General features: G+C 40.7%; 10 protein-coding genes and 1 other RNA gene. All 11 read right to left on the bottom strand.

Annotated elements, in window-relative coordinates; translation table 11 throughout:
• Nucleotides 1-641 (bottom strand): AAA family ATPase (locus GX348_03555; protein NLP41263.1); only part of this gene is annotated, 641 nt, incomplete at its 3' end.
• A gap of 2 nt (nt 642-643) precedes the next feature.
• On the bottom strand, nt 644-1675 hold the full coding sequence (gene ltaE / locus GX348_03550; protein NLP41262.1) for a low-specificity L-threonine aldolase: 1032 nt from the start codon (nt 1673-1675) through the stop codon (nt 644-646).
• A gap of 166 nt (nt 1676-1841) precedes the next feature.
• Nucleotides 1842-2016: non-coding RNA, 6S RNA (ssrS, locus tag GX348_03545), on the bottom strand.
• An 89-nt stretch (nt 2017-2105) separates the two neighbouring features.
• Nucleotides 2106-3896 (bottom strand): aspartate--tRNA ligase, encoded by a 1791-nt coding sequence (gene aspS / locus GX348_03540; GenBank protein NLP41261.1) that lies wholly within the window; start codon nt 3894-3896, stop codon nt 2106-2108.
• Nucleotides 3897-3903: 7 nt separating this feature from the next.
• Entirely contained in the window at nt 3904-5166 is a 1263-nt protein-coding gene (locus GX348_03535; protein ID NLP41260.1) for a histidine--tRNA ligase, read from the bottom strand.
• Nucleotides 5167-5180: 14 nt separating this feature from the next.
• Nucleotides 5181-6713, bottom strand: coding sequence for a coproporphyrinogen dehydrogenase HemZ (hemZ, locus tag GX348_03530; GenBank protein ID NLP41259.1), 1533 nt, complete (start codon nt 6711-6713; stop codon nt 5181-5183).
• On the bottom strand, nt 6710-7147 hold the full coding sequence (locus GX348_03525) for a transcriptional repressor (protein NLP41258.1): 438 nt from the start codon (nt 7145-7147) through the stop codon (nt 6710-6712). The genes hemZ and GX348_03525 overlap by 4 nt, the downstream gene beginning before the upstream one ends.
• 46 nt (nt 7148-7193) lie before the next feature.
• Complete coding sequence (locus tag GX348_03520) at nt 7194-8228, bottom strand: AI-2E family transporter (GenBank protein ID NLP41257.1); 1035 nt, start codon at nt 8226-8228, stop codon at nt 7194-7196.
• Between the two features lie 19 nt (nt 8229-8247).
• Nucleotides 8248-8868: an MBL fold metallo-hydrolase gene (locus tag GX348_03515; protein NLP41256.1), complete on the bottom strand. Its 621-nt coding sequence runs from the start codon at nt 8866-8868 to the stop codon at nt 8248-8250.
• Nucleotides 8869-8879: 11 nt separating this feature from the next.
• A complete protein-coding gene (locus GX348_03510; protein ID NLP41255.1) occupies nt 8880-9329 on the bottom strand; it encodes a D-tyrosyl-tRNA(Tyr) deacylase in 450 nt (149 codons plus the stop codon).
• On the bottom strand, nt 9326-11530 hold the full coding sequence (locus GX348_03505) for a bifunctional (p)ppGpp synthetase/guanosine-3',5'-bis(diphosphate) 3'-pyrophosphohydrolase (GenBank protein NLP41254.1): 2205 nt from the start codon (nt 11528-11530) through the stop codon (nt 9326-9328). Before GX348_03505 ends, GX348_03510 begins: the two co-directional genes overlap by 4 nt.
• Nucleotides 11531-11559 lie beyond the last annotated feature (29 nt).

The following is an 11559-nucleotide window of genomic DNA, read 5'->3' as shown; positions in this document are numbered from 1 at the left end:
GAAATTCTGGCATCACCATGTGACAAATCCACAATTTTCTCCAAAACACTGTCATCATAGTTTATAGCTAGCTTCCCGACTCCTCGTTCCTCATCAATCAATGCTTGTTTTATTATTGCTAGCATAGAACTTTTGCCAATTGGTTTTAGTCTAATTACCCTAACCCTAGACAATAGTGGCAGGTTAACTTCGAAATATGGGTTTTCAGTCGTTGCTCCGATAAGTATTAACCGGCCATCCTCGACATAAGGCAATAGTGTATCCTGCTGTGTCTTATTAAAACGATGAATTTCATCAATAAACAAAATTGTCCTTTTGCCATATAGTTTGATTCGTTCCCTAGCAGCTTCAACTGTCTTTCTTATATCTGAGATACCAGACTCTACTGCATTAAGTTTTTCAAAATGGCAACCCGTAGACGATGCAATAACCTGGGCTAATGTAGTCTTACCTGTTCCCGGCGGTCCAAATAATATCATTGATGGAATATTATCGGATTCAATCATGCGCCGCAAAAAGCCTTGTTGTCCAACTATTTCATCCTGACCATGAATTTCGTTTAAAGAACGAGGCCTCATTCTGACAGCAAGCGGTGCATTTTCCTCAATCAAAGTCTGATTGGCAAATGAAAACAAATCCATTCTTAGCACCCTTTAACTATATTAGATATAACTTTAATAACAGATTCAATGTTTTGCTTGCTAATACCGTGGTGAGTTACAAGCCGAATCTTGTAATCGCCGAACTGGCTGCATTTTATTCCTTGTTCGTCAAGTAAAAACGCAAACTTCTCAGCACTCATGCCAATACTCTGGACATCAAAAAGTACTATGTTAGTCTTTACTGTATCCATATCAATATTAATCCCAAGGTTGGCAATTTGATTAGCTAACATCTTAGCATGAATATGATCTTCCTCCAGACGTGTAACCATAGTTTTTAGAGCTACAATACCGGCAGCTGCTAAGACCCCTGCCTGCCGCATACCACCGCCCAGCATCTTTCGAATCCTTCTGGCTCTTTGGATAAATTGGCTTGTGCCAACTAGTAAGGACCCTACAGGTGCGCATAATCCTTTGGATAGACAGAAGCTAACAGAATCTGCATGCTTAGCAATTTTTTCCACTGCTAAGTTTTGCGCAACAGCAGCATTAAAAATTCGAGCGCCGTCAATATGCACAGGTATATCGTGATGCTTAGCTATAGCCTTTATAGCTTTTATATCATCGGGTGTGTAGTAAGTGCCCCCGGCTCGATTATGGGTGTTTTCCAAACAAATTAATGAAGTACGCGGCTGATGAATATCGTCGCCACGAATAGCCCGATCTACTGCCTCAGCAGATAAGATTCCCCGTTCACCCGTAATCGTACGGGTTTGAACTCCGGCCAAATAAGCCAGTCCGGCGACCTCATAGTAATACATATGGCATTCCGATTCGCATATTACTTCATCACCGCGCTGTGTATGCACCATCGCGGCAATTTGATTACCCATAGTTCCGCTAGCCACAAAAAGAGCAGCTTCTTTGCCGGTCATCTCGGCGCCGAGTTCTTCTAATTCTCGCACAGTAGGATCTTCTCCATAAACATCATCGCCAACCTTTGCCTCGTACATTGCTTTTCGCATTTCCGTTGTCGGCAAAGTTACTGTATCGCTACGCAAATCAATTAACATCGTGTAGGTCTCTCCAATCAAAATAGTCAAGTTTTAATATTATTTCGCTAGCTAACTAAAAATTCCTATTAAACTAGCCGATTACCATTACTAAATTAACTTCCGATAAAAAAACTGGCTTGTCATTCTTAACGACAAGCATAATTGAGCTATGGATCCAAAAAAATTAAACCCCACCGTGCCGTATCACCGCTGTTTTGAACCTGCCCTAGGCAGGTGGGTGCCTTCCTGCTTATTTTATGTGTCCCTTAACAAGGGCTTACACGCCATAATCAGAGTCAGGCTCCCGCAGTAATTGTGTTGGCTCAAAACATTGGCCTTCACGCGCACAGTAGGGTTAAAGCTATTATCTTTTCGTTTTTATCTTATCAAATAAGCAATCTAAACGCAAGTTTATGCGAAGGGAATGTTTTTCCAGATAACATAACATCTACTGTTTTTTTACTAAAACAGCCGTCTTAATACTAAGTTCTTTTAATTGCTTTGCTGCAACCTCCGATGGAGCTTGAGTCATAATGTCGGTAGCACTCTGCGTTTTCGGAAATGCTATAACGTCACGAATCGATGATCTTTTGGCCATCAGCATAACGAGACGATCTAAACCGAATGCGATTCCGCCATGTGGTGGAGTGCCGTACTCAAAAGCCTCAAGTAAAAAGCCAAATTTAGCGACAGCTTCCTCTGGTGTTAAGCCAATTGCTTTAAACACCCGCTCCTGCAATTCGCGATTATAAATTCTCAGACTGCCACCGCCAATTTCAGTGCCATTAAGCACCATATCATAGGCTTTGGCTTTTACGCGACCCGGATCACTCTCAAGATATTCAATATCTTCTTCACGAGGTGATGTGAATGGATGATGCATTGCGGTCCAGCGATTTTCTTCTTCGTCGTATTCGAACATAGGGAAATCAATAACCCACAGGAAGTTTAATTTATCCTGATCAATTAAATTCAATCGCCGCGCCATCTCAAGACGAAGTTGACCAAGCGCATTTGCAACTACTTGTGCCTTGTCAGCAATTATCAATAGCAAATCGCCTGTTTCGACTTTAGCAGTTTCGGTTATGTTTTTCATTATTTCTTCGGAGAAGAATTTGGCAATCGGCGACTTAATGCCTTCATCAGTAAAGCAAATCCAAGCCAAGCCTTTTGCTCCATAAGTTGCAACATAATTTACTAAACCGTCCAATTCACGACGGGGGATGTGAGAATATCCTTTTACGTTAATAGCTTTAACTTGACCGCCCGCCGCTAGCACGGTTTCAAACACCTTGAAGTCTGAGCCTTTTACAGCATCTGATAAATCTGTCAACTCCATACCGAAACGAAGATCTGGTTTATCTGAACCATACTTATCCATAGCCTCCTGATAGCTTAGACGAAGAAATGGAGTTTGAATATCAGCGCCAATTGATTCTTTGAACAGCTTAGCAATCATCTGCTCCATTGTGCTCAAGATTTCTTCACGGTCAATAAATGACATCTCAACATCTAATTGTGTAAACTCTGGTTGACGGTCGGCTCGCAGATCTTCGTCACGGAAGCAGCGAACAATTTGGAAATACTTTTCCATTCCAGCGACCATAAGTATTTGTTTGAATATCTGCGGTGATTGCGGTAGAGCATAGAATTTACCTGGATTTACACGACTCGGTACAAGATAGTCCCTAGCGCCCTCTGGTGTGCTTTTAGTAAGCATTGGAGTTTCGATTTCTAAAAAACCGCGGCTATCTAAGTAATCACGCATAGACTTCGCGACACGATGTCGCAGTATCATATTATATTGCATTTCGGGGCGACGTAAGTCTAAATAGCGATATTTAAGGCGTAACAGCTCGTCTACTTCTATATTATCCTGAATATAAAACGGCGGAGTTTTAGCAGTATTTAAAATACGGAGTTCAGCACCAAATACTTCAATTGCGCCGGTTGTCATATTTTCATTAATTGTTTCATGCGACCTTAGTTTCACAGTTCCTCTTACAGTAAGGACATACTCAGAACGAACACTTTCGGCCTTGGCAAATGCATCTTTATCAACCTCGGGGGAGAATACAACCTGCACAATTCCCGAACGGTCACGCAAATCAATAAATATCAAGCCACCGTGGTCTCGGCGACGAGAGACCCAGCCACAAAGCACAACTTGCTGGTCAGCGTGTTGCTTTCCTAATTCACCACATAAATTTGTTCTTTGTAATCCTTGCATTGTATCCATATAATTATTATTCCCCCATCTCAGCTTTAAGCTTGTTAAGAACGCACTCAAAATCAAGTAACTCTTGCTCACCGCTTGTCATATTTTTTAGCATCACTTTCCCTTGAATAGCTTCGTCTTCCCCAATTATTGCGGCGTAGCTGGCGTGATATTTATTGGCTAATTTCATCTGCGACTTTAAGCTGCGGTTCATAAAGTCCATGTCCGATGTGATGCCCTGTTTCCTTAACTCGCTTAGCAATTTAAACGCAACCGGCGTACTTGCACCTAACGTTACAACGAAGGCTGCTAGCTTATTATCACTACTTGGCAGAAGTGATTGCTTCTCAAGTGCAAGTAAGACCCGCTCAATTCCTATTGCAAAACCGATCCCCGGTGTGTCATCCCCGCCACACTCAGCAACCAATCCGTCATACCTGCCGCCGCCGCATACGGCACTTTGCGCTCCTAGCGGCTCATACTGTATTTCAAACGCTGTTTTTGTATAGTAATCAAGACCTCTAACAAGTCTAGGATTCAATTTATATTCAACACCAGCAACTGCTAATAGTTGTTTTAGGCCTTCAAAATGCTGTTGGCAATCTTCACATAAGCAATCTGTCATTTTGGGTTCGCCTTGGGAAAGCTCTCTGCACCGCGGATTTTTGCAGTCAAGAACTCTCAATGGGTTACGTTCAAACCGTGACTGGCAGTCAGGACAAAAATCAGAAAGGTTTTTCCGAAGATGGTCTTGCAGTTTTGCCCGATAAACCGGACGGCATTTAGGACAGCCCACTGAATTAATATGAAGTTTTAAATCCTTCAGACCAAGCTTTTCTAAGAACTGGACAGCTAAAATTATTATCTCAGCGTCAATTTCCGGACCTTTGGCACTCAACGCTTCGATACCGAATTGGTGAAACTGACGAAACCGTCCGGCTTGTGGCCGGTCATAACGAAACATTGGCCCTATATAAAATAATTTTGTTGGCTGAGAATCCACATAAAGCTTATGCTCTAAAAACGACCTTACGACAGCAGCCGTATTTTCAGGCCGAAGTGTAATACTACGACCCCCTCTGTCGTTAAAGGTGTACATTTCCTTCTCGACTATGTCAGTAGTCTCACCAATCCCGCGCAAAAACAGCTCGGTATGTTCAAAAATCGGTGTTCTAATTTCTTGATAGCCAAACAAATTGCATATCTCACGCGCGGTATCTTCGATATAGCGCCAATTATTAATAGTTTGCGGCAATATATCTTTGGTCCCGCGCGGACCTGTTGTTAGCATACTAATATTCCCCCTCACTTTCTGGTATACAAATCTGCAAAAAGGTCCGCTCGAATGCTTGTATATCTATCAATATTATTAATGTATGAAGACAAATCTTTAGCATTATAACAGCGTTTCAATGTCCAATTGGAATTGTCTACAACTTTAGTTCCCGCAGCGGGACCTATGCCGATAATGCCCTGTCTCTCTTCCATAATCTGAATATTGTAATTGCATTCAGTGCCAAGCCTTGCATAGCCGATATTTTCAAGATTGCCCATCATATGTTTCTGGCGATAAAGATAGTATGGGTACATGTCCATCTGGCGAGCATATTGATCAGCAATATCTATCATATGCTGGATTTTATCCCCTACCCCATTAAGCTTAGTACCACTTCTAACAGCGTTTTTAAGAATGGATCCCTTTTTCACGGCAAGAGTATGCACAGTCAGATTATCCGGGTTTAATGATGCAATTTGCATCATAGTCTCGCTAAACTCTTGCTCTGTTTCACCGGGTAACCCAATAATTACATCCATATTAAGAATAGGAATACCTGACTGCCTTATTTTACCGAATGTATCTATTATATCCTTAACAGTATGATTTCGTCCAATAAGATTTAAAGTTTTTTGCTGCATAGACTGAGGATTCACGCTTACCCTAGATACGCGGTAGTGATTCATAGCGTCAATTTTGTCATCGCTTAGACTATCTGGACGACCAGCTTCGACAGTAAATTCTCTCGTTAAATTGGTAACGAAATTATTGCTGACTATATTCAAAAGCCATTTAAAATTCTTATTATCTAAGCTTGTAGGTGTCCCGCCACCTATATAAACATTTTGAACAATTAGATTATGGCTCATGATTATTGCTTTAGCTGCTCTGATGTCTTTCTCCAATGTTTGGAGAAAGATACTTATTTTTTCGCTTTCAGGCAAAACATAGGCCGGGAATGAGCAGTACAGACATCTTGAAGGACAAAATGGTATACCCACATATACGCTTACCATTCTTCGGCTATCTTTCGTTTGCAATAAAAAAGGCCGTTGCCGCAAAGCAATATCGGTAACTAATTCAGCCTTAGAGACTCTAACATCATATTTGCTGGTTAAAACCTTGTTTATAGCTACTTTATTCAATCCCTTATCTAACAGCCGATGAATAATTTTCGTTGGCCTTACGCCACGTAATATCCCCCATGGCCCAGGGTCATATCCGGTAATTTCGCGCATAGCCGAAAGAAGATTAAGCATTGTTAATCGCTTATCGGCTGAAATTGATACATCATCGTCTATCGCGGTACTGCTTACTTTTTTAAAGCGGCGAGCCTGACCAGGAAGGTTATGAACAGTAAGCTCGGTATTTACTATCACCCTTTGCTGTTCTTCGATAATCTGGTTATTAACCACAACAACGTCAGCAGGCAGTTCAAAATCTTCTATGTTTTCCGCATTAAGGCTTTTATCTTCTGTAATATCAAATAAGGTCATTATATCACTGATTGCCTTTGTTGCTGTAGTAACCGAGTTACCTAGCACATACCGCTTAATGTTCACTTATCTTGGCACTCCTGACAATAACCGTAAAATTTTACTTGGTGGTCAATTATTTTAAAATTACTTTTTCGTGAAATCACGTTTTCAAGTGTTTCTAAGAGGTCGTCTTCAAATTCCCGAACTTTACCACAAGATAAGCAGATAAGATGATGATGCTGGTGCGGTGCTGAAGATTCATTTATTTCATACCTGCTTCGCCCATCCCCAAAATCCATTTTATGTAAAACATCCAAATCACTCAGTATTTCAAGAGTACGGTATACCGTTGCAAGTCCTATATCAGACGATTTTTCGCGTACAATATTATGAACGTCTTCTGCGCACAAATGCTTATCTTGATTATCAAGAAAAGCCTGTAAGATTATTTGTCGTTGCGGAGTTAGCTTATACTGACGATCGTGGAATTTTTGTCTTAAATCATCAATATTTATCATTTGACTCACCTGACTTTCTAAATAGTGTGCGGTATTAAGCGCTAAGTCATTTTTGATCATCATACCATAAATGACTAATTATAACTTTCAATAAAGCCGCTACTGGAACTGCGAATATCATACCTATTATTCCATATAGCTGACCGCCAATTAACAAAACTAATATAACGGTAGCAGGATGGAGATCGATTGTCTGCCCCATTACCTTCGGGACTACTATATGATTTTCAATCTGATGAATGATAATGAAAAAAATCAGTACTTTGACCGCCAGCGCTGGCGATGTTAAAAAAGCCAATAAGATCGCTGGTATTGCTCCTATAATAGGTCCAACTATTGGAATAGTTTCGGTCAAGGTGGCCAAAAGTCCTAAAACTAAAGGATAGTCTACTTTAAAAAAATACATTCCGCAGAAGACAGTGAAACCAACGATAACGCTAATCCAGAATTGACCGCGAATATAACCGCTTATAATTGCAGCAGACTCTTCAATTATGCTACGTACTCGCGACTTGCTGTTAGGAGAAAATATAGCTATAAAACTTTCTTTAAGAACTTGCCAGTCCTTCATAAAGTAGTATGCTAACACCGGAACAACTACAAGCTCAATAATTCTAGACGCTAGATCAAAAATCGAATTAACTATCTTCCGAACTAAACCTATCGAGAATGAGGCAGCACTTGATGCTGCTTGTTGTAAAAGACTAGATATATTGGCGGGCAAAGTAACTTCATTAGCCCTTGCTTCAATGGCAATAGTAATCTTCTGAATTTTATTGATAAGGTTCGGCAAGTTAGCAGCAAACTTGTCAAATTCGTGAATAAATGGCATAAAAACGAATTTTGCAACTATTGTTAAAAACAGTCCAGCTATTGCGAACGCCAATAAAACTGCCAATCCGCGCGGCATAGCCCAAGCTTTGACTCTTATTCGGCACAATAAGTTAACTAAAGGATTTAGAATAAATGCCAAAACTATAGATATTATAACCGGAAGGTAGATAGATGTCGCTAAGCTTAATACGTAGAGAAACGCAATAACTATTGCTATCTTGATCCAGTTTACCGGAGACTTGACCATAAAATCACCTACCTCAGTACTACTGGATGAATGGATTCATTTTTCGTTCCCATCCTATCGAGGTCGCTGGTCCGTGACCGGGTAAAACTCTAGTATTATCAGGAAGCGTCATTAGTTTTTCTTGAATACTATGGATTAGTATGCTATAGGATCCGCCGGGAAAATCTGTTCGCCCAATTGACTCGTAAAAAAGTGTATCACCACTAAACAATAAATCACCTATTAGCAAACTAATCCCCCCCGGCGTATGACCAGGGGTATGGCGAACTTCAAGTTCCAAGTTGCCGAACCTAATAATATCGCCATCTTTTACTATCCAGTCCGCAGGTTCAAACTCGATTTTACCGCCAATATACATAGATAAATTATGCTGAGCATTCGTTAACATTGCAGCATCATTAGCATGAATTACGATTTGAGCTCTGGTAGCCTGCCTTAGTTTATCATTGCCCGCAATATGATCTGCATGTCCATGGGTGTTAATTATATATCTCAAGGTTAAACCTTCTTGGGAGATCAATGATAGTACCTCTTCAGGATTACCGCCTGGATCAATGACAGCCGCTTCAAGAGTTTGCTCGCAATATACCAGATAGCAGTTAGTACCTAAGTTGCCAAGTTGAAACTGAACTGTTTTCACTCTTATCCTCCTTAAAATGCTCGTTTACTATCGAGCAGCATAGTAACCGGTCCATGGTTATCCAGCCGTACAATCATTTCAGCCTGAAATTTACCGCAGGACACATTGATCCCTGAGCCTTTGCAGATATCAATGAACTCAAGGTACAGCTTCATCGCTTTGTCAGGAGGCGCTGCGCTGTCAAAACTCGGGCGGCGGCCTTTTCGACAATCTGCATATAGCGTAAATTGAGAAACAACCAGTAATTCTCCCTTAATATCAAGTAATGATAAATTCATTTTACCCGCTTCGTCTGGAAAAATCCTGAGATTTATAATCTTATCAGCCAGGTATTTTACATCAAAATTGTCATCATCGATACCAACCCCAAGGAGCACTGTTAAACCCGTACCAATGGATGCGACCTTGACATCGTTAACAGTGACACTTGACATGTCAGTACGTTGAACCACAGCTCTCATATCTTCCCACCTATACTCTGCGCCGCACGATAAACACTATACACTTCTTTGATTCGGCGCATTTTAGTCATAACATTTTCTAATTGGCTTAAACTTTTTATTTCCAAAACAAGTGTAATTGTTGCGGTTTTATTTTTATGAACCCTGGCATTAACAGAGCTAATATTAGTTTTCGTTTCCGATGGCACTAGCATTACGTCTGTTAACATTCCTGGGCGATCCGTACAAAGCACTTCGATAGTTACCTTATATACTGTATCAGTAGTAATGTCCCAAGTTACTTGAATCATTCTTTCATACTCTTCAGGGTAATTAAGAATATTTGAGCAATCAGCGCGGTGAACCGAAACCCCGCGACCTTTAGTTATATATCCTACGATAGCATCGCCGGGTATTGGATTACAGCACTTTGCCAACCGTACTAGAACCCCGGACTCGCCCTCGACTAAAATTCCATGACTTGCTTTACTTTTATAGTTTTTTGGTTTAAGTTGAGTTAATAGTTGGGATAGATCCGGCGGAACAGTGCTTTTAAGTTCCCTTTTATACACCTCAATAAGTTTGGTCATTACTCCATGTGGTGTTACACCGCCGAACCCAAGTGTGGCAAACATATCTTCTTCACTTGACAGGTTAAATTTTTTGGCTACTTCGGTAAGCCGCTCGCTCTTAGCAATCTCCTTCCAGTCATACCCGAGCTTTTTACATTCACGTTCAACCAGTTCGCGCCCTTTAGCTATACTTTCTTCTCGCTTTTCTTTTTTGAACCAGAGTCTAATCTTGCTGCGCGTATCTGATGAACCAACAATATTAAGCCAATCTCTACTCGGACCATTATTTTGCTTACTGGTAATTATCTCTACGATATCGCCATTTACTAGCTTATATTCCAGTGGAACAATCTTACCGTTTACCTTTGCTCCCACACAACGATGTCCAACATCAGTATGGATACGGTAAGCAAAATCTATAGGTACTGAGCCAGCCGGCAGATCTATGACATCACCTTTCGGGGTAAAAACAAAAACCTCATCCGCAAAAACATCCAGCTTAAGCCGCTCAATAAATTCCCGAGGATCTTTAAGATCTTGCTGCCATTCAATTAGCTGACGAAGCCAAGAGAGCTTTTTCTCGAATTCTTTATCGGTTTTTCCGCCCTCTTTATAGCGCCAATGCGCGGCTATACCATACTCAGAGATTCGGTGCATCTCTAACGTTCTAATCTGAATTTCCAACGGCTTACCATCAATACCAATGACTGTAGTATGCAATGACTGATACATGTTTGACTTTGGCATGGCAATATAGTCTTTAAATCTGCCTGGTAACGGCTTCCATAGAGTGTGGACTATCCCTAATGCGCCATAGCAGTCTTTAATTGTTTCAACAATAATTCTTATCGCTGATAAATCATAAATTTCCCCAAGGTCTTTGTTGTCCTTGAGCATTTTTTTGTAGATACTATAAAAATGCTTAGGGCGGCCTTGAATTTCAGCATTAACACCTACAGAGCTAAGCCGTTCAGTTAATATCTTAATCGATTCATTAACAAGCTGCTCACGCTCACGGCGTTTTTGTTTAACTTTTTCCCCTAATTCATAATACTTATCCGGCTCTAAAAACCGGAATGACCTGTCCTCTAATTCCCATTTAATGCTAGAAATACCCAAACGATGAGCTAAAGGAGCAAAAATCTCCAAGGTTTCCTGAGCAATACGCCGTTGCTTATATTCCGGCATATATTTAAGTGTTCTCATGTTATGCAAACGATCGGCTAACTTAATCAAAACAACGCGTACATCCTTGGCCATGGCAAGGAACATTTTACGATAATTCTCAAGTTGCTGTTCTTCTTTAGATTTGTATTCAATCCGGCTTAGTTTAGTAACCCCGTCAACCATCATGGCAATCTCTTTGCCGAAGAGCTTTTCAACTTCGTCTAAAGAAATAGCCGTATCTTCGACAACGTCATGAAGAAACGCGGCGCTAATTGTTAAAGCATCTATTTGCAAGTCAGCCAAAATCTTGGCAACTCCAATTGGATGGCTTATATAATCTTCTCCTGAAATACGCAGTTGACCCCTATGGGCATCGCAGGCAAATTCATAGGCCTCTTGTACTAAAGATATTGGGGCATCGCTCTGATATGACAAAATTAGATTTTTTAAATCTTCAATATCTAGATTTGCAACGCTGCCCATTATACACCTCTCAATTACAGTAAACTCCT

This window comes from Veillonellaceae bacterium, from assembly GCA_012523975.1.
Classification (GTDB): Bacteria; Bacillota; Negativicutes; order JAAYSF01; family JAAYSF01; genus JAAYSF01.
Note: the sequence above shows the minus strand (reverse complement) of the source record. Positions and strands in the feature narration are given on the sequence as shown.

Bases quoted from the DNA above. Each gene is read 5' to 3' on its own strand.
- ltaE (NLP41262.1), bottom strand. From the start codon at position 1,675: ATGTTAATTGATTTGCGTAGCGATACAGTAACTTTGCCGACAACGGAA.
- GX348_03535 (NLP41260.1), bottom strand. From the start codon at position 5,166: ATGCTAACAACAGGTCCGCGCGGGACCAAAGATATATTGCCGCAAACT.
- GX348_03525 (NLP41258.1), bottom strand. From the start codon at position 7,147: ATGATAAATATTGATGATTTAAGACAAAAATTCCACGATCGTCAGTAT.
- GX348_03510 (NLP41255.1), bottom strand. From the start codon at position 9,329: ATGAGAGCTGTGGTTCAACGTACTGACATGTCAAGTGTCACTGTTAAC.
- aspS (NLP41261.1), bottom strand. From the start codon at position 3,896: ATGGATACAATGCAAGGATTACAAAGAACAAATTTATGTGGTGAATTA.
- GX348_03505 (NLP41254.1), bottom strand. From the start codon at position 11,530: ATGGGCAGCGTTGCAAATCTAGATATTGAAGATTTAAAAAATCTAATT.
- GX348_03520 (NLP41257.1), bottom strand. From the start codon at position 8,228: ATGGTCAAGTCTCCGGTAAACTGGATCAAGATAGCAATAGTTATTGCG.